The sequence below is a fragment of the Sphingomonas sp. PP-CC-3A-396 genome, from assembly GCF_004343105.1.
In the GTDB taxonomy this organism is placed as follows: domain Bacteria; phylum Pseudomonadota; class Alphaproteobacteria; order Sphingomonadales; family Sphingomonadaceae; genus Sphingomonas.
On sequence record NZ_SLYF01000003.1, the window covers coordinates 117,053 to 135,576 of the forward strand.

Genomic DNA, 18,524 nt, shown 5'->3' on the forward strand with positions numbered 1-18,524 from the left:
AAGGGACACGCCCATGCCTTATTCCATCCGATCGAACTTCGCATGAGCGGGCCGAAACTGTTCGAGCCGCTCAAGGTCGGCAACCTGACGCTGGCCAACCGGATCGTCATCGCGCCGATGTGCCAATATTCGGCGAACGATGGCTGCATGAACGACTGGCACCAGATCCATCTGGGGCAACTCGCGCTGTCGGGCGCGGCGCTGTTGACGATCGAGGCGAGTGCGGTGCTGCCCGAGGGGCGGATCACGCATGGCGATGTCGGGCTGTACGACGATGCGACCGAGGCGGCGATGGCGCACGTGATCGAGAGCGTGCGACGCTGGTCGGACATGCCGATCGCGATCCAGTTGTCGCATGCCGGGCGCAAGGCGTCGTGCGAGGTGCCGTGGAAGGGTGGACTCCAGATCGCACCGGGTGAGCCGAACGGCTGGCAGACCAAGGGGCCTTCGACGGTCCCGTTCCTGCCCGAGGAGAACGCACCGGTCGCGCTCGACGCCGACGGGCTCGCGCGCGTGCGCGATGCGTTCGTGGCGGCGACGGTGCGCGCGGCGCGGCTCGGGATCGACGCGGTGCAGTTGCATGCGGCGCATGGGTATCTGCTGCACGAGTTCCTGTCGCCGTTGTCGAACCGGCGTGAGGACGAATATGGCGGCAGTCTCGAAAACCGGATGCGCTTCCCGCTCGAAGTGTTCGATGCGGTGCGCGCGGCGTTCCCCGCTGAACGAGCTGTGACGATGCGCGTGTCGGGGACCGATTGGGCCGAGGGCGGCTGGGATTCGGACCAGACCGTGGCGTTCGCGAAGGCGCTCGAAGCGCGTGGGTGCAGTGCGATCCACGTGTCGAGCGGCGGGATCACGCCGGCGCAACAGATCCCGGTAGGGCCGAGCTATCAGGTGCCGCTCGCGCGCGCGGTGAAGCAGGCGGTGTCGATCCCGGTCGTCGCGGTCGGGCTGATCACCGATTTCGAGCAGGCCGAGGCGATCGTGGGCACAGGTGACGCGGACATGATCGCGCTGGCCCGGACGATCCTCTACGATCCGCGCTGGCCCTGGCATGCGGCGGCGCATCTTGGCGGCAAGGTGAAGGCGCCGCGGCAGTATCTGCGGTCGCAGCCGAGGCAGTTTAAGGATTTGTTCGAGGGGTAAATTCCTCCGTCACCCCGGACTTGTTCCGGGGGCCACCGTTCCGGGAACTCACGACTATCGAGTTTGCGGAACAGTGGATGCCGGAACAAGCCCGGCATGACGGAGGTAATGGCTCAGCCCGCCACCGTCATCACCGAACCCGAGTCCACGCGGATATTCGCGCCATTGATAAAGCTCGCGCGCTCCGAGCACAGGAACAGGATCGCCGAGGCCACCTCTTCCGCCTTGCCGCGGCGCTTGAGCGTCATCCCGGGACGTTCCTCTTCCAGAAACGTCTCGATCGCCTCGTCGAAGCTCATGCCCTTTTCGTCGGCGCGCTTCCGCATCATCTTATCGGTCATCGGCGTGGCGATGAACGCGGGCGAGACGGTGTTCACCAGCACGTTGTCGCACCCGTAAGCCTTGGAAAGCCCCTTCGACAGGCTCGAAATCCCCGCCTTCGACGCGCAGTAGGCGAGTTCGTCGACATAGGGCTGCACCGCGTCCTCCGAGCTCATCAGCACGATGCGGCCCCATTTCGCGGAGCGCATCGCCGGGATCGCCTCGCGGCAGACGCGCACCGCGCCCATCAGGTTGATGTCGAGCGTCGACTGCCAGCCGGCATCGTCGACGTCGAGAAAGTCGCCGGTCGCGCCCGTCACGCCTGCGCAGTTCACTAGGATATCGGGGTCGCCAAGCTGGTCGCGGACCTTGGCGAACAGCGCCTTCACGTCCTCGAGCTTGGTCAGGTCGGCCTCGACCGCGATCACCTCGCCGTGTGCCTTCAACTCCTCGACACTGGCGTCGAGGTCGCCGCCGGGTTGGTCGGTAATCGCGACGCGGACGCCTTCCTGGAGCAGCATCCGGGCGGTTTCCTTGCCCATGCCGCTGTCCGCGCCGGTGATGAGTGCGATCTTGCCTGCGATATCGAGGTTCATGCTGTCGTCCTTATGTCGGTGAAAAAGGTCATGCCCATTCCCGCGGACCGTCGCTGTCGAGTGCGCGGTCGAGGTAGAAGGCCGCGCTGATCAGCGCTAAGTGGCTGAAGCCTTGCGGGAAATTGCCAAGGAAGCTGCCGTCTTGCGCGATCTCCTCGGCGAACAGGCCGAGATGGTTGCCGTGCGCGAGGAGCTTCTCGAAGTTCAGCCGTGCCTCGTCGAGCCGCCCTGCCCGTGCGAGACATTCGACGTACCAGAACGAGCAGGCGACGAACGTCCCCTCCTGCCCCGGCAAGCCGTCGTCGATCCGGTAGCGATAGACCTGCCCGTCGTCGGACAGGTCCTCGCCGATCGCCTCCAGCGTCGCGAGCCACTTTGGGTCGGTCGCGCCGACGAAGCGGACCAACGGCATCATCAGCAGCGCGCCATCCACCGCCAGATCTTCGGGCGCATCGCCGATCGCGCGGACGAAGCGGCCGAGGTCGTCATTCCAGAAGTTCGCCCAAATATCGTCGTGGATCGCCGTCCGCGTCTCCGACCAGCGGACCAGCGGCGCGGGGAGCGAACGCTTCTGCGCGAGCCGCACCGCGCGGTCGACCGCGACCCAGCTCATCAACCGCGAGTGGAGATAATGTTTGTTCGGCCCGCGGACCTCCCAGATCCCTGAGTCCGGCGTGTCCCACGTCTCGCAGACCTGATCGACGATCCGCCCGATCGCGACCCAGGAATCATGCGCGATCGGCTCGCCGTACTTGCTGCCGAGATAGGTCGCGTCGAGCAGCGCGCCGTAGATGTCGTGCTGTGTCTGGTCCTTCGCCTCGTTGCCGACGACGATCGGGGTCGCGCCCTCGAACCCGGCGAGGTCCAATTTGCGTTCGTCGGCGATCTCGCCGCCGTCGAGCGCATACATCACGCCGAGATGACCCTTCGAACACGCCTGCGCGCGGTCCATCGCCCAGTGGAGGAAGCCGACAGCCTCACCCTGATAACCCAGTCGCAGCAAGGCGTAGACGGTGAACGAGGAGTCGCGGATCCATGTCGCGCGGTAATCCCAGTTGCGGACGCCGCCATGCGCTTCGGGCAGGCCGAACGTCGCGGCGGCGGCGATCGAGCCGTGCTTGCGCGAGGTCAGCAGCTTCAGCGCCATCGCCGAGCGCTCGACGGTCTCGCGCCAGCGGCCACGGTAGCGCGACTTGCGGCTCCACGCGCGCCAATAGGCGGTGTCCTTCTCGACGATCGCATCGAGCGTGTCGGTGTCGAGCAAGACGTCGTCGGGGTTGCTGAGGATCAGCGAGACGGTGTCGCCTTCGTTCAAGTGGATCTCGGCGGTCAGGTCGCAGCCATCTGCTACGAGAGTCGCTGCGCCGTGAACTGCCAGCGCGAGGCCGCTCTCGTGATCGAACCGCCCGCGCGACACGTCGACGCCGGTGGTCGTGACCGAGGCCTTGCGTCCCATCACGCCATAGTCGAACCGTGGCGCACAGCGGACCCGGACCGTCGCCGACCCACGCGTGCAGGTCAGCCGACGAACGAGCCGCGACGGCGCGTCATCGGCATCGTTGCCGACCGGCATCAGGTCGACCAGATCGACGCTCGCCGCATTCGCCATCCAGCGGGTCAGCAGGATGTTGGTCTCGGGCAGGTACATCTGGACGATGTTCGCGTCGGGCAGGTCGGGCTCGACCGAGAAATGCCCGCCCTTCTCGCCGTCGAGCAACCGCGCGAACACCGACGCGCTGTCGAGGCACGGCCAGCAGAGATAATCGATCGTGCCGGCCGTATCGACCAGCGCGATCGTCTCAAGATTGCCGATCGCGCCGTGGTCCGCGATCGATATGGCGGGCTTATCGCCAAGCTCACCCATTATCGCGGAAGCCGGGATACAGGCTCATGCCGCCATCGACGGTGAGCGTCGAGCCGACGATATAGTCCGCCGCATCCGACACCAGGAACAGTGCCGCGCGCGCGACATCCTCGGGGTCGCCGATCCGACCGTAGGGGATGAGTTCGAGTAGCTTGTCCTGGTCGGCGGTCGCGTCCTCATTGATTTCGGTCGCGATCGCGCCGGGAGCGATGCCGTTCACGCGGATGCGGTCACCGGCGACCTCCTGCGCGAGCGTCCGCATCAGCATCCCGCTGCCGCCCTTCGACGCGGCGTAGTTGGCGTGGCCTGCCCAGGGGATGACCTCGTGCACCGAACTCATGAACAGGATCTTCCCGATCGACCGGCTGAACCCGCGGTCGCCCTGCTTGCGGAACCGGCGCACGGCTTCGCGCGAGACGAGGAACTGCCCGGTCAGATTAACGTCGATGACGCGTTTCCAATCCTCCAGCGTAAGGTCGGCATAGGCCGCGTCCTTCTGCATGCCGGCGTTGGCGAAGACGATATCGACACCGCCGAAGCGCTCGACCGTCTCGTCGAACAGCTTCAGCACCGCCGCCTCGTCGGACGTATCCGCCTCGCAGGCGAACGCCTCGCCGCCCGCCTGCTCGATCGCCTCGACCACCTCGCGCGCCTTGTCCGCGCTGCTGTTGTAGTTGACCGCGACCTTTGCGCCGGCCTTGGCAAAGGCGATGGCGGAGGCGCGGCCGAGTCCCGAACTCGCGCCGGTAACGATCGCGGCCTGGCCCTTCAGGTCGATGTGCATGGCTAATCTTTCGCTGGGGGATATCGCTGCTCAACGCGTCCCTGCGAAAGTTTATCCCTTCGCTCCCCATCGACTAGCCGGCGCTATGCGTCTGAAGCCGCTCGGCGTTTTGCCGCCAACCTTTGGTTAACGGTTAGCGGGCATGATCCCGGGAGCGAAGGGATCGGACCAATGGCACGCCAACAGGATATTTTCACGCTGGTCGGCAACCGGATGCGCGCGCCTGCGCCCTGCGAGATCGAGTATCCAGCCTTTGAGCGGCCACCGATCGCGGACTTGATCCGGCGTATCGACCAGGCACTCGAGGCTCGTCGAGCAGCCTGACCCCAGTCGTCCGCCCCTCAGTCGTCCGCCCCTCAGTCGTCCGCCTCGTCGGACTGGCTCAACATGCTTGCATACATCTCCGCCGCACGCTGTTCGCGTGGATCCTTGAAGGCGAGGTGCGGCGCAGGCGCCTCGCCGGTCGCGCGCAGGACGGCCCATAACGCAAACCGTCGCCCCGGCTCCCGCTCGGTCCCGAATGCGAGCGAGAGGCGGTCCCGCCCTGCCTGCAGTGCATCGGGATCGAGGGTGTCGATATCGGTCGTACCGAAAAAATGATGCGAGATCGCGTTGAGGTCCATGCGATCTCCATGCAGTCGGCGCTGCCTTAGCGCAACACGTGGAGCGGCTCCCCTCACCCCGCTACCGGAAGTGTTGCGAACCGTCCACGCACCGCCTAGATGCGCTCACCGACTGGCCTGGAAGAGTGTCCGAGTGGTTTAAGGAACTGGTCTTGAAAACCAGCGAGGGTGCAAGCCCTCCGTGGGTTCGAATCCCACCTCTTCCGCCAAGTCAGCATTATCCGGAAGACCGCGCGGGAAACATGATCGCCGGATGATCGAGTTGCCAGGGCACAAACCGGACCATCGCGCGCGCGAACAGCGGCGAGCTCAGGAAATCGGCCAGCCAGCGTTGCAGATCGGCATATGGCAGCGCATCGAAATACGCCCGGTCGGTTTCGGCGAACTGCCGGACGAACGGGAGTATCGCGAGATCGACGGTCGATCGCCGTTCCCCGGCCAACGCCGAGCTTCTGCCAAGCCGTGCATCGAGCCGTTGCAGTAATCGGTTCGCTTCGGCCCGGTGGTCGGTCGGATCGTCGGGATACCGATCGGCATATTTGTAGCGATCCAGATGGTGCTTGAACGCCCCGTCGTTGTCGGCAACCAGCGCCGCGTCGTCGGGCGTCATCCAACCGGCGTCACCGCTTTCGACCGATGCCCATCGCATGATATCAAGGCTCTCGTCGATAACCCGGCCGTCTGGCAGTACCAGCACCGGAACCGTAGCCTTGGCCGATACCGCGAGCATTGCCGCCGGCTTGGCCCGCAACGCCACTTCGCGAAGTTCGACCTCCAGCCCGGCGATCAGCAACGCTAGGCGTGCGCGCATCGCAAAGGGGCAACGGCGGAAGCTGTACAGGATCGGTGCGGTCATCTGCCAGCGTGTACCTGATCTGGCGGGCATGATCACCGTCGCGCTGCGGGCCCGTCGGTCCCCGCCAGCCGGTCCTGTTCGTCGTGCAGCAATCGACCAATGATCTTCATGAGAAGCCGCGCGTTGTCGCCGAATGATACAGCCAGGCAACCCGATAGACGAAACAGGAACGCTGATCCGGGAGGGCGGTGCCTTCCTATTGCAGCGTGATTCCGGTGGTCGATACCATCTCCAACTCGGCCGTATGCCGGTCGATCATGTCCAGAAACGAGTCCGTATAATCGGGGTGGAAATTGCGCCGGATTTGATCTGCGTCGAGGGTGTATCGAGCGCGTGATCGTCACTGATCGAAAGAATTTCGCCGCCGAATTTTGTCCCGAATAGTGTCGATTATTTCATAACGTCGTGTCTTTTCATTCTGTTGCGCACGTTGTAGTCACGCCCCCGCCGGGGGGCCGTAGAGACAAGGACCGAGTGTGACCGATACATTGAACGCCGTTGAACTGGCCGCGGAACTGACCGCAGCGTGGCTCGCGAATCCGAACACTCGTACGTCGGCTGACGACGTTCCTGCGTTTCTGCTCTCGATGCATGCTGCCGTGGTCAAGCTGACCGATGGCACCGATACCGATGTTGAGGCCGCTCCCGCGCAGAACTACGAGCCCGCCGTCACCGCGCGCAAATCGCTTGCTTCGCCCGATCACATCATCTCGATGCTTGATGGCAAGAAGTACAAGACGCTGCGTCGCCATCTCACAACCAACGGCCTGACCCCCGAGCAGTACCGCGAGCGGTTCAACCTCAAGCCCGACTATCCAATGGTCGCCGCGAACTATTCGGAAGCGCGTCGCGCGATGGCGAAGTCGATCGGTCTGGGCCGCAAGGCTGGCAGCACCGTCGAGAAGGCTGCCGACTCCGCGGTCAAGACGGTCCGCAAGAGCGGCAAGGCCGCACTCGATGCCGCCAAGAAGACGCTCGGCAACGAAGAGTGATCGTACGCGGGGAAGATCGCTGATCTTCCCCGCATCGTTCCGGATCGCCTACAGGCCGGGCAAAGCCAGCCGCAAGTTGGTCTTGGCCAGTTCGACGACTTCGTCACCGCGTCCGTTGAGGATCGCCTTGGCCATGTACAGGCTGAAGCCCTTCGCCTGCTCCGCCTTGATCGATGGCGGCGTCAGCAGTTCGTAGGACGCCGTCTTGACCGACACGAGTGCCGGACCGTCATGCGCCAATGCCTCGCGCAACGCGCTTTCGAGATCCGCCGACTCGGTGACGTTGATACCCAGGATACCCGACGCCTGCGCGATCATCGCGAAATCCGGGTTCTCCAGCTTCACATTCACGTCGAGGAAACCGCCGGCCTTCTGCTCGAGCGCGACGAAACCGAGTTCGCCATTGTCGACGATCACGATCTTCACCGGCAGATTGAGCTGCTTCAGCGTCAGCAGGTCGCCCATCGACATCGCGAACCCGCCATCGCCCGACAGCGAGATAACCTGACGGCCCGGACAGGCCGCCTGCGCGCCGATCGCCTGCGCCAGCGCGTTCGCCATCGACCCGTGATTGGCGGAGAACAGCAGCCGACGCTTGCCGTTGACGGTGATGTAGCGACACGCCCAGGCGGTCGGCGTGCCGACATCGGCGGAGATGATCGCGTCGTCCGCCGCCAGATCGCTCAAGACCTTGGCGAGATATTGCGGATGGATCGGGCGCCCCGGCTTGGACGGCGTCGCGAGATCGTCGAGCCCCTTGCGAGCGCTGGCATAATGCTTTCGCGCCGCCTCGATGAAGGTGCGATCAGTCCGTCGCGTCAGTCGCGGCAACAGCGCGGCCAGCGTCTCGCCGACATCGCCGACGATCCCGAGGGTCAGCGGCGCACGCTTGCCGAGCTGCGACGGATCGCGGTCGACCTGGACGATCTTCGCGTCCTTCGGATAGAAATTGCGATACGGAAAGTCGGTGCCGAGCATCAGCAGCAGGTCGCCATTCTCCATCGCCTGATAGCCCGATGAGAAGCCGATCAGACCGGTCATGCCGACGTCGAACGGATTGTCCCACTCGACATGCTCCTTGCCGCGCAGGGCATGGACCACGGGCGCACCGAGCGTGTCCGCCAATGCGACGACGGCGTCATGCTGCCCGGCACAGCCGGCGCCGGCCAGGATCGTCACCGTCTTGGCCTCGTCGAGCAACGTCACCAGCGTATCGATATCGCCCGCATTGGGCACTATCCGCGGCGGATTGAGCCGTGGGAATGTTCCGGTCGCCCCCTTCGGTGCCTCGAGCAGCGCGACGTCGCCGGGGACGACGATCACCGCGACTCCGCGCTTGCCGATCGCCGCGCGCATCGCCCGGTGCATCACCTCCGGCATCTGCGCCGGGTTGGTAACAAGCTCGACGAAGTGGCTGCATTCGCGGAAGAGTTCCTGCGGATGCGTCTCCTGAAAATAGCCGAGGCCGATCTCCGACGACGGGATATGCGCAGCGATCGCCAGCACCGGCACGTGGTTCCGGTGGCAATCGAACAGACCATTGATGAGATGCAGGTTGCCCGGCCCACAACTGCCCGCACATACCGCAAGCTCACCGGTGATCGCGGCTTCGGCGCCCGCGGCGAAGGCGGCCACCTCCTCATGACGGGTCATCATCCAGTCGATCTTGCCCATCTTCCGAAGCGTTTCGTTGAGCCCGTTAAGGCTGTCCCCGGTGACGCCCCAGATCCGCTTGACGCCGGCATCGGCGAGCGTGAGTGCCATGATATCCGCGATCGTATGAGCCATTGCGCGCTGTTTCCCATGTGATGACCCGCAGGCTTTTTCGTGACCGCTCGTCGACGGGCCTATGCGGTGGTCATCAACGCAAAGCGTCGCCGACGCGATCGGTTCCGTGCCAGCGCGGATCTAACCTAGCGCAAGATCTCTAGCGTCGCCCGCACGACCCTGGGTGTTGCGAAACGGACACGCGGAGATCGCTAAATCGACCTGTCGAAAGGGGCCGACCCGGAATTACCGGCTAGACATCAAACCGTCATCGAAATGTCGCTGCCCGGTAACCTGCCACGTCGATGGGCGCTGAGAGCGCTGCGTCATGGCAGCGCAGGGGACCATTATGAACCGTCTATCCGGCCTTCTCGCCAGTGTTGCCGTGCTCGCGATCGCCGCACCTGCCGTCGCACAGACCACCGCCGATGCTTCGGCTCCGGTCACGCAAGCCGATCAGACGGTGCCGGCCGATAGCGCGGGCGCCGACGGCTCGCAGGGCACCCCCGCCGACATCGTCGTGCTCGGCTTCGGCCAGAGCCGCCAGGTGCAGAGCGTCAGCGCGGTCGATCTCGCGCGCCTGACTCCCGGTTCGAGTCCGTTGAAGGCGATCGAGAAACTCCCCGGCGTCATTTTCCAGGCGTCGGACCCGTTCGGCGCGTATGAATGGGCGGTCCGCATATCACTGCGCGGGTTCAACCAGAACCAGCTCGGCTTCACGCTCGACGGCGTACCGCTCGGCGACATGAGCTACGGCAACGTCAACGGCCTCCACATCAGCCGCGCGATCATCTCCGAGAACGTCGCGCGCACCGAAGTCGCGCAGGGCGCCGGCGCGCTCGGCACCGCGTCGACCAGCAACCTCGGCGGCACGATCCAGTTCTTCAGCGACAAGCCCCGCGACACGCTCAACGTCACTGGCGGCGGCACCTATGGCTCCGACAACACGTATCGCGGCTATGCCCGGCTCGACACTGGCGATCTCGGCGGCGGCCTCAAGGGCTATCTGAGCTATGGCTACCTCACCACCGACAAGTGGAAGGGCGACGGCGTCCAGCGCCAGCACCAGGCGAACGGCAAGATCGTCAAGGATCTAGGCAGCTTCGGCAGCCTGTCGGCGTTCGTGAACTTCTCGGATCGTCGCGAGCAGGACTACCAGGATCTGAGCTACGACATCATCCGCCGTCGTGGCCTGCGCAACGACAACATCGCCGATAACTACCCGCTCGCGCTGCAGATCGGCAAGACCTACCAGAATCAGGCGGCGCTCGCCTCCTACACGAAGGCGAACAACGGCTCGTCGGTCGGCTTCGTCGCGCCTTGGGCCGGCGTCGGCACGACTTTCCCGACCGGGTTCGGCACCGTCGACGACGCCTATTTCGATGCCGGTGGCGTACGCCGAGATTATCTCGGCGGCGTGACCCTGAACGCGAACCTGACGCCCGAACTGACGATGGTCACGACCGGCTATTACCACGACAACAAGGGCCAGGGATCGTGGATAACGCCTTATTCGCCAACTGCGGCGGGTGCGCTGAACCAGGACGGCAGCGCGATCACCGCGCCCAGCCCGCTCGGCTTCCGCACGACCGAGTACAGCATCAAGCGCGGCGGTGCGCTCAGCAACATCGCCTATGAGACGGGCGCGAACACCGTCGAGGTCGGCGGCTGGCTCGAGACCAACACCTTCACGCAGGCGCGGCGCTTCTACGGGATGACCGACAGCGCGACGCCGAACCGCGACGTGCTCGAGTTCCAGAAGAACCCGTATGCGACGCAGTGGGACGGCAAATACGGCACCGACACGATGCAGTATCACGTCGAGGATACGCTGAAGCTCGCCGGCGATCGGCTGATCGTCAACGCCGGGTGGAAGGGCGCCTATGTCGTCAACAGCGCGACGATGCTGCCCGACACGACCTCCCCGCTCGCGGTCGGTCGCATCTCGGCGAAGGACTGGTTCCAGCCACAGGCGGGCATCCTGTTCAAGCTGACCCCGGCGGCGGAAATCTTTGCGGACTATACCGAGAACATGCGCGCGTTCGTCTCGTCGGCGACGACCGGGCCCTTCGCGGCGACTCAGGCCGGCTTCAACGCCGTACGTGGTCGCCTCAAGCCCGAGCGCTCGAAGACCGCGGAAGGCGGCCTCCGCCTGCACAGCGGCCCGTTCCAGGCATCGGCAGTCGGCTATTATGTCGACTTCTCGAACCGCCTGCTCGCCTTTGCCAACGGCGTCGGCATCCTCGGCAACGCGCCGACGCTCAACAACGCGGGTAGCGTGCGGACCTACGGCGCCGAAGTCTCGGCAAACTACCGCGTGTTCCGCCCGCTCTCGCTGTTCGCCAGCTATTCTTACACCAACGCGGAATATCAGGACACGGTCACCGACGCCTCGGGCTCGGTCCAGGTCCGCAAGGGCGATACCGTCGTCGATACGCCCAAGCACATGGTCAAGGGCGAGATCGTGCTCGAACAGTCCGGCTTCACCGGCCAGGTCGGCGCGGACTATATGAGCAAGCGCTACTTCACCTACCTCAACGACCAGTCGGTGCCGAGCCGTGTGCTGGTCTACGCCAGCATCGGCTACCGCTTCGAGGGTGACGGCCCGCTGCACGGCGTCGCGATCGAGGGCAACGTCACCAACCTGACCAACAAGAAGTACATCGCGACGGTCGGCTCGAACGGCTTCACCGCGAGCGGCGACAACCAGACTTTGCTCGCCGGCGCGCCGCGGCAGTTCTTCGTGTCGTTGAAGAAGGGCTTCTAAGTAGGCCGACGGGCTCGTGCGACCGTCAGGCGGTCAGCACGAGCCCGTCATAACCGGGCTCGACCCCGCTCGGCAGTTCATCGCACAACGTCGCGTAATCCATCGTGTTGTCCATATGGATCAGCGCGGTCCGCGTCGGCGTCAGGCGCTCCACCCAGCCAAGCACCGCCGACAATTCCATATGCGTCGGATGCGGTCGCCGGCGGAGCGCGTCGACCACCCAGATATCCAGATCTTGATACAGGCTGGCCATGTCGTCCGTCATCACATTGAAATCGGTCGCATATCCGATCGACGTGCCTCCGGCATCGAAGCGCAGGCCGGCAGCGTGGATGCTGCCATGCGGCTGATCGGTCACGCGGATGTCGATCCCGCCGATCCGCAATCGGTCCGGCAGGACCTCGGCCGCGATCGTCGGCGGATAGCCGGGGCGACCATGAAAGGCATAAGTGAAGCGCGCATCGAGCGCCGCCAGCGTGAACGGCCGCGCATAGCCTCGGACAGGCGTTCCCATCGCGTGGAAGAGTTGCCGCACGTCGTCGATGCCGTGGCAATGATCGGCATGGTCGTGCGTCCAGACTATCGCGTCGACCCGGTCGATATCGGCCGCCAGCAACTGCTCGCGCATGTCCGGGCTGGTGTCGATCAGGATCCGGGTGCCGTCATGCTCGACAAGCGCGGACGCACGCGTGCGCCGGTTGCGCGGCTCGGTCGGGTCGCAGTCGCCCCAGTCGTTGCCGATCCTCGGCACACCCGAGGATGTGCCCGAACCGAGGATCGTGATCTTCATGCTGCGACGGCTCCAGACGCACGCGTCTTGGCGAACAGCGCGTGGAAGTTCTCGGCCGTACGACGCGATAATTCCTTGACATTCTCGCCGCGCAGGTCGGCCAAAAATTGCGCAGTATCCGCGACGAAGCCGGGTTCGCCGGTCTTGCCCCGATGCGGCACCGGCGCGAGGAACGGCGCGTCGGTCTCGATCAGCAACCGCTCGATCGGCAGCCGTGCGGCGGTTTCCTGCAGATCACGCGCGTTCTTGAACGTCACGATCCCCGAGATCGAGATATAAAGCCCCATCTCCAACGCCTTGTCGGCAAGAGCTCCGCTGGCAGTGAAGCAGTGGATGACGCCGGGATAGGCCCCCTTCGCCATCTCCTCGGCCATGATCGCCGCGGTATCATCCTCGGCATCGCGGGTGTGGACGACAATCGGCAAGCCCGTCTCGCGGGACGCCGCGATGTGCGCGCGGAAGCTCGCCTGCTGGCGGGCACGGTCGGAGGTATCACGAAAGTAATCGAGCCCGCTCTCGCCAAGCCCGACGACGCGCGGATGCGCCGCACGCGCGATCAGCTTGGCCGCGTCGACGTCGGGATAGGTGTCCGCCTCGTTCGGATGGATGCCGATCGTCGCCCACACGTCCGGCTCGCGCTCGGCAGTGGCGACGATATCGTCCCACTCGTTCTCACGCGTCGAGATGTTGAGCATCGCCGTCACGCCGCGTGCCCGCGCGCGCTCGAGCACCGCCTGCTGGTCCTCGACGAGGCCCTTGTAGTTCAGGTGGCAATGGCTGTCGGCGAGCATCAGGCCTCCGCGGGTATTTCGAGACGGGGAAACACGGGCGATGGCGGCGCGATCCGGAAGTCCGATGCGGCGATCCGGTCGTACCAGCCGTCATCGTCGATCGCGGCATGGTCGCGCTCGGTCGCGCCGATCTGGTCGAGCACCTTGCCAGCGGACTCGGGCACGACCGGCAGGATCGCGATCGCGAGCATGCGGATCGCGCGGACCAGCGTGCGGAGCACCGCGTTCATCCGCTCGGGATCGGTCTTGCGCAACGCCCAGGGCGCCTGCGCGTCGATATACTGATTGCACGCGAACACGCCGCGCATCCACGCCTCGATCCCCTGCGACAGCGCAAGATCGGTGAAGCCCGATTTGAACCCGGCGCAGGCGACGACGACTTCCTCGATCAGCATCCCGTCGGCATCCTGGACCGTACCCGCGGTGGGAAACTCGCCCCCCAAGTTCTTGGCGATGAACGACAAGGTCCGCTGCGCAAGGTTGCCGAAGCTGTTTGCCAGCTCGGCATTCACGCGCATCACGATCGCCTCGGGCGAATAGCTCCCGTCCTGCCCGAAGCTGACCTCGCGGAGGAAGAAATAGCGCAGCGCATCGACGCCGAACGCATCCGCGAGCGCCATCGGATCGACGACGTTGCCGACCGACTTCGACATCTTCTCGCCGCGGGTGAGCAGGAAGCCGTGGCCGAACACGCTCTTCGGCAAGGGAATGCCCGCCGACAGCAGGAACGCCGGCCAGTAGACCGCATGGAAGCGGACGATGTCCTTGCCGATCAGATGGATATCCGCCGGCCAGTATTTCGCCTTGTCGCCGGTCATGTCGGGATAGCCGATCCCGGTCAGGTAATTGGTGAGCGCATCGACCCACACATACATGACGTGGCCGGGACTGCCCGGCACCGGAACGCCCCAGTCGAAGCTGGTCCGCGAAACCGACAGATCCTTCAGGCCACCTTCGACGAAGCGCATCACTTCGTTGCGACGGCTTTCGGGGCGGATGAAATCGGGGTTGGCGGCGAAGAGATCGAGCAACGGCTGCTGATATTTCGACAGGCGGAAGAACCAGGTCTCCTCCGCGGTCCATTCGACCGGCGTGCCCTGCGGCGAGCGGCGATCGTCGCCCTCCCCGGTCAACTCGGACTCGTCGTAAAACGCTTCGTCGCGGACCGAATACCAGCCTTCGTAGCGGTCGAGATACAGATCTCCTGCGTCCGCCATCGCCTGCCAGATCGCGCCGCTCGCGGCGTAGTGATCCTCGTCGACGGTGCGGATGAAACGATCATACGAGATGCCAAGACGGTCGGCCATCTCGTGGAAATACGACGACATTTCGTTGGCAAGTTCGCGCACGGGCATATCGCGGTCACGCGCGGCCTGGACCATCTTCAGACCGTGTTCGTCGGTACCGGTCTGGAACAGGACGTCACGCCCCGCCTGACGCTGGAAGCGTGCGATCGCATCGGCGGCGATCATCTCGTACGCATGGCCGATATGCGGACGGCCATTGGGATAGTGGATCGCGGTGGTGATATAGAAAGGATCGGCCATGCCGCGCTCCTAGAGCATCGCCCCGGTGAGGTGAAGCCTGCGCGGCCCGATCACTGGCGTAATGTCGCGACGATCCCCGCCATCTCGAACACGGTCGCCTGCGCATCGAGCGACAGACCGATCGCCGCGCCCGCGAGGTCGCGTGCCGCGGCGTGCGCGTCGAGTGCGGACCGGAGCGCTGGCCCCGAGCGGGTCCGGGCGGCGTCTGCGATGAATGCCGGCGCACGGTCGAGAAATGCCTCGTACCGCGGTTGCGCTGCCTTAAGCCCAAGCGCCTTGGCGAGCTTCAACCGGCGTCCGTTATCCCGGTCGCCATCCTGCGCGATCGCGGCGATGGCATCGTCGATCGCGGCGATATCGAGCCCGGCATACCGAAGCGCGCGCCCGGGCGCCCCGTCGCTCGCCCGCACCAGCGCGGCAACCTCGCCCTCGTCCGCATCGGGCTGCAACGTCCGGATCGCGGTCGCGACCTCGCCGTCCGAGAGCGCCTCGAACCGCAACAACCGGCAGCGCGAGCGGATCGTCGGCAGCAACCGGCCTGGCGCATGGCTGACCAGCAGGAAGATCGTCCCAGCCGGCGGCTCCTCGAGGTTCTTGAGCAGCGCATTCGCCCCGCCTCGCTCCAGATCGTCGATCGCATCGATAACGACGACGCGCCGCGGACTCATCGACGGTGTGGTCGCGAACAACGGTTGCAGCGTCCGCACCTGCGCGATCGTGATGCTGCGCGCGAGATCCTGGTCGGGCTTCTCCGGATCTTTCGGCAGCCGCGCGAGCACGCGGAAATCGGGATGCGACCCAGCCTCCATCAGCGACCGCGTCCGGTTCCCCTCGGGAACCTCGAACCCGGTCGATCCAGCATCGGGCCCAGCACCGGGATCGGCCGCATCCGCCAGCATGCGCATGGCTGCGGCGCGCGCGAAACTCGCCTTGCCGACGCCCTGCGGTCCGGCGATCAGCCATGCGTGATGCAAAGACCCGCCGCGCATCGCCGCCATGAAGGCGGCCTGCGCGGCAGCGTTGCCGATGATCGAAGTCATGCCGGCAACGCCGTCGGCGCCGCGGTCATCAGCCGAAAAAGCCGGTCAGTCCTGCCCATGCGCGCCCGAAGAAGCCGGCGACCGCAACGTCCTTCTCGGCGACCAGCGGCATCGTCTGCTGGAGACCGTCCGAGGTCGTCACGACGAGATCGGCGACATGCTGGCCCGCCTTGATCGGCGCCTTGATCGGCCCCTGATAGACGACCTTCGCGGTCATGGTCGGCGAGGTGCCCGCAGGCAGCGTCACGGTCAGCGCTTTGGGTGCGACGAGACCGACCGACGCGCTGTCGCCCATCTGGACGGCTGCAGTCTCGACCTTCTTGCCTTTGGCGACGATCGGCTTCGATTGCCACGCACGGAAGCCCCATTCCATGAACCGCACCGACTCTTCCGCACGCTGACCTGCACTCGTCAGGCCAGCGACGACCATCACCAGGCGACGGCCGTTCTGGATGGCAGACCCGGTGAAGCCATAGCCGGCTTCCTCGGTGTGACCGGTCTTGAGCCCATCGGCACCAGCAACACGGCCAAGGATCGGATCGCGGTTCGCCTGGGTGATGGCGCTGCCGCCCATCGTCTTGCCCCAAGTGAAGTCCCGCTTCGAATAGAATTGCTTGTAGAGATCGGGATAGTTGGTGATCGTCGCCGCGGCGAGCTGCGCCAGATCATGCGCGGTCACATAGGTGACGCCGTTGTCGGGCCAGCCATTGGCGGTGCCGAAATGGCTGTCCTTGAGGCCAAGTTCGGCGGCCTTGCGGTTCATCCGCTCGGTGAACGCCTGCTCCGACCCCGAAATGCCCTCGGCGAGCACGATGCACGCGTCGTTACCCGACAGCGTGACGATGCCGTAGAGAAGATTGGCAACGCTGACATTCTCACCCGAAGACAGGAACATCGTCGAACCCGCTGACGGACCATGCCATTTTGCCCAGGTCTCGGGCCGCACCGGCATCATCTGGTCGAGCTTCAGTTCGCCCTTCTTGACCATGTCGAACGCGACATAGACGGTCATCATCTTGGCGAGCGAGGCCGGCGGCATGCGGCGATCCGCATCGCGCGCGAACAGCACGGCGCCCGACGACAGATCCTCCATATAGGCGATCGGCGCGGCGGTCTGGAACTGCGGCGCGGCGGCGATGGAGGGATGCGCCAGCGCGAGGGCGACGAGCGGTGCGACGATCAGCTTCTTCATGGGGTATTCCGTGAGCAAAAGGGCGGTCCGTGGGCAGGATGTGATGCAGGTCATAGCCGCGCCCGGCGACCGCGTCACGTATCCGTTGCGTGCAAATTCAGCCTAGCGCTCGACCGCGTCGGCAAGCAGCCCGACTGACAGCGCATAGAAATTCGAGCAGTTGTAATCGAGGATCACGCGGTAGTTGCTGGTCAGCAGATACGCGGTCGCGCCCTGCCCGTCCGGCTCTAGCAACGTCGCCATTACGCTGTCCGCGGGCAGGCTGCGACCCTGCGGCGAGATCCCGAGCGCACGCCATTCGGCGATCGTCCGCCAGCCGCTATGCCGCTCGAACACGCGCGGACAGCGTGGCGAGACGAGCCGGTTGCGAACCTGCGACCGGTCGAACCCCGCGGGCACGTTGACCGCAACCCCCCAGGGCTGGCCCGCACGCCAGCCCGCATCGATGAAGTAATTGCCGATCGAGGCCAGCGTATCCGCCGGGCTGTTCCAGATATCCGCACGGCCATCGCCATCGCCGTCTCGCGCCAGACGCAGATAGATCGACGGCAGGAATTGCGGGTTGCCGGTCGCCCCTGCCCAGCTCCCCTTCAACTGGTCGCGCGTCACGCCGCGATCGAGCATTTTCAGGCCGGCAATGAACTCGCCCGCGAACAGCGATCGCCGCCGGCCCTCATAGGCAAGGCTGGCGAGCGAGCGGAGCAGATCGAAATTGCCGGTATAGCTACCGTAATTCGTCTCATGCCCCCAGATCGCGACCATGATCGATTCGGGCACGCCCGTCGTCTGCTCGATCCGCTGCAACCGCGAGCGTTGCGCCTGATAGGTCTGGCGACCGCGCGCGATCCGGGCCGCATCGACATGCTGCGTCCGATACGGTGCGAACGCCGGCACCGCGCTGGGGTTGGAAGCGCCCGGCTGCTGGCGATCGAGATCGATCACCCGCTGGTTGAGCGTCAGGCCGGGAAACACCGCATCCGCGGTTCGCGTGCTGACCCCCTCGGCAAGCGCCTGCTGCCGGAGCGCGACCATATAGGCCTGAAACCCGGCATCGTCCTGCGCCAGCGCCGGACTGCTGCCGGCCAGCATGGCGACGACGCCGATCACGAGATTGCGCAGCCGCACGGTTTTCGATGTCCCACCCATCCGAAGGCTCTGCCACAGACGTGCCGCGATCGGAACCTCGCATCGTCGCACCGGGCGCACGCACGACCGTACTGCCCTCGTCGGCGATGCTTTGCCCTCGGACTTTCATCTCGAAGAACACGAAGCCGCTTGCCATCCGGCGAAGCCTGCGGCTAAGGGCCGTCGCAGTCGGGGAGTGGCGCAGGCTGGTAGCGCACCTGGTTTGGGACCAGGGGGTCGCAGGTTCGAATCCTGTCTCCCCGACCATCTGCCGGTGCGGTTTCGACCGCACCGGTATGGATCTCGGGGCCTTACACCGACAC

17 protein-coding genes and 2 tRNA genes are annotated in these 18,524 nt (G+C 65.2%); 7 read left to right on the top strand and 12 right to left on the bottom strand.

From position 1 onward, the window contains the following. The first annotated feature begins 42 nt into the window (after positions 1-42). Positions 43-1,146: an NADH:flavin oxidoreductase/NADH oxidase gene (locus C8J40_RS06860; RefSeq protein WP_132896372.1), complete on the top strand. Its 1,104-nt coding sequence runs from the start codon at positions 43-45 to the stop codon at positions 1,144-1,146. Between the two features lie 113 nt (positions 1,147-1,259). Here the strand turns inward: C8J40_RS06860 and C8J40_RS06865 are convergent, their stop codons facing one another. The 3 genes from C8J40_RS06865 to C8J40_RS06875 are packed head-to-tail and all read right to left on the bottom strand — an operon-like array spanning position 1,260 to position 4,711. Continuing rightward, positions 1,260-2,063 (bottom strand): SDR family oxidoreductase, encoded by an 804-nt coding sequence (locus tag C8J40_RS06865; protein WP_132896373.1) that lies wholly within the window; start codon positions 2,061-2,063, stop codon positions 1,260-1,262. 28 nt (positions 2,064-2,091) lie between these two features. Further along, complete coding sequence (locus tag C8J40_RS06870) at positions 2,092-3,927, bottom strand: glycoside hydrolase family 15 protein (RefSeq protein WP_132896374.1); 1,836 nt, start codon at positions 3,925-3,927, stop codon at positions 2,092-2,094. Then, positions 3,920-4,711 (bottom strand): glucose 1-dehydrogenase, encoded by a 792-nt coding sequence (locus C8J40_RS06875; protein ID WP_132896375.1) that lies wholly within the window; start codon positions 4,709-4,711, stop codon positions 3,920-3,922. The genes C8J40_RS06870 and C8J40_RS06875 overlap by 8 nt, the downstream gene beginning before the upstream one ends. A gap of 171 nt (positions 4,712-4,882) precedes the next feature. Between C8J40_RS06875 and C8J40_RS20210 the strand changes: the two genes are divergently transcribed. Continuing rightward, entirely contained in the window at positions 4,883-5,035 is a 153-nt protein-coding gene (locus C8J40_RS20210) for a hypothetical protein (protein WP_165886423.1), read from the top strand. Positions 5,036-5,067: 32 nt separating this feature from the next. On the opposite strand, the gene C8J40_RS06880 is transcribed toward C8J40_RS20210, so the two are convergent. Beyond that, positions 5,068-5,334, bottom strand: coding sequence for a hypothetical protein (locus tag C8J40_RS06880; protein WP_132896376.1), 267 nt, complete (start codon positions 5,332-5,334; stop codon positions 5,068-5,070). 119 nt (positions 5,335-5,453) lie between these two features. On the opposite strand from C8J40_RS06880, the gene C8J40_RS06885 reads away from it, so the two are divergent. Further along, positions 5,454-5,543, top strand: a tRNA-Ser gene (locus tag C8J40_RS06885). A gap of 8 nt (positions 5,544-5,551) precedes the next feature. Here C8J40_RS06885 and C8J40_RS06890 read toward each other — a convergent pair. Next, entirely contained in the window at positions 5,552-6,190 is a 639-nt protein-coding gene (locus tag C8J40_RS06890; RefSeq protein ID WP_132896377.1) for a glutathione S-transferase, read from the bottom strand. Between the two features lie 133 nt (positions 6,191-6,323). Here C8J40_RS06890 and C8J40_RS20710 point away from each other — a divergent pair, with 133 nt between their 5' ends. Together C8J40_RS20710 and C8J40_RS06900 are read left to right on the top strand one after the other, a co-directional pair. Further along, positions 6,324-6,527 (top strand): DUF5818 domain-containing protein, encoded by a 204-nt coding sequence (locus C8J40_RS20710; protein ID WP_132896378.1) that lies wholly within the window; start codon positions 6,324-6,326, stop codon positions 6,525-6,527. Positions 6,528-6,666: 139 nt separating this feature from the next. Then, positions 6,667-7,182 (top strand): MucR family transcriptional regulator, encoded by a 516-nt coding sequence (locus tag C8J40_RS06900; RefSeq protein ID WP_132734119.1) that lies wholly within the window; start codon positions 6,667-6,669, stop codon positions 7,180-7,182. 48 nt (positions 7,183-7,230) lie between these two features. Here the strand turns inward: C8J40_RS06900 and poxB are convergent, their stop codons facing one another. Continuing rightward, positions 7,231-8,970, bottom strand: coding sequence for a ubiquinone-dependent pyruvate dehydrogenase (gene poxB, locus C8J40_RS06905; RefSeq protein WP_132896379.1), 1,740 nt, complete (start codon positions 8,968-8,970; stop codon positions 7,231-7,233). Positions 8,971-9,298: 328 nt separating this feature from the next. Here poxB and C8J40_RS06910 point away from each other — a divergent pair, with 328 nt between their 5' ends. Further along, positions 9,299-11,716 carry a TonB-dependent receptor gene (locus C8J40_RS06910; RefSeq protein WP_132896380.1) on the top strand — a complete coding sequence of 806 codons (2,418 nt, stop codon included), beginning with the start codon at positions 9,299-9,301 and terminating at the stop codon, positions 11,714-11,716. Between the two features lie 25 nt (positions 11,717-11,741). On the opposite strand, the gene C8J40_RS06915 is transcribed toward C8J40_RS06910, so the two are convergent. From C8J40_RS06915 to C8J40_RS06940, 6 genes are all read right to left on the bottom strand, one after another. Then, positions 11,742-12,506, bottom strand: coding sequence for an MBL fold metallo-hydrolase (locus C8J40_RS06915; RefSeq protein ID WP_132896381.1), 765 nt, complete (start codon positions 12,504-12,506; stop codon positions 11,742-11,744). Further along, positions 12,503-13,297: a TatD family hydrolase gene (locus tag C8J40_RS06920; protein WP_132896382.1), complete on the bottom strand. Its 795-nt coding sequence runs from the start codon at positions 13,295-13,297 to the stop codon at positions 12,503-12,505. Before C8J40_RS06920 ends, C8J40_RS06915 begins: the two co-directional genes overlap by 4 nt. Continuing rightward, positions 13,297-14,844 (bottom strand): methionine--tRNA ligase, encoded by a 1,548-nt coding sequence (gene metG / locus C8J40_RS06925; protein WP_132896383.1) that lies wholly within the window; start codon positions 14,842-14,844, stop codon positions 13,297-13,299. The genes C8J40_RS06920 and metG overlap by 1 nt, the downstream gene beginning before the upstream one ends. Positions 14,845-14,894: 50 nt before the next feature. Next, positions 14,895-15,884 carry an AAA family ATPase gene (locus C8J40_RS06930; protein ID WP_132896384.1) on the bottom strand — a complete coding sequence of 330 codons (990 nt, stop codon included), beginning with the start codon at positions 15,882-15,884 and terminating at the stop codon, positions 14,895-14,897. A gap of 28 nt (positions 15,885-15,912) precedes the next feature. Then, positions 15,913-17,076, bottom strand: a complete 1,164-nt coding sequence (locus C8J40_RS06935; RefSeq protein ID WP_132896385.1) for a D-alanyl-D-alanine carboxypeptidase family protein — start codon at positions 17,074-17,076, stop codon at positions 15,913-15,915. Between the two features lie 102 nt (positions 17,077-17,178). After that, positions 17,179-18,222 (bottom strand): lytic murein transglycosylase, encoded by a 1,044-nt coding sequence (locus C8J40_RS06940; RefSeq protein WP_132896386.1) that lies wholly within the window; start codon positions 18,220-18,222, stop codon positions 17,179-17,181. Between the two features lie 169 nt (positions 18,223-18,391). On the opposite strand from C8J40_RS06940, the gene C8J40_RS06945 reads away from it, so the two are divergent. Beyond that, a tRNA-Pro gene (locus C8J40_RS06945) sits at positions 18,392-18,468 on the top strand. Positions 18,469-18,524 lie beyond the last annotated feature (56 nt).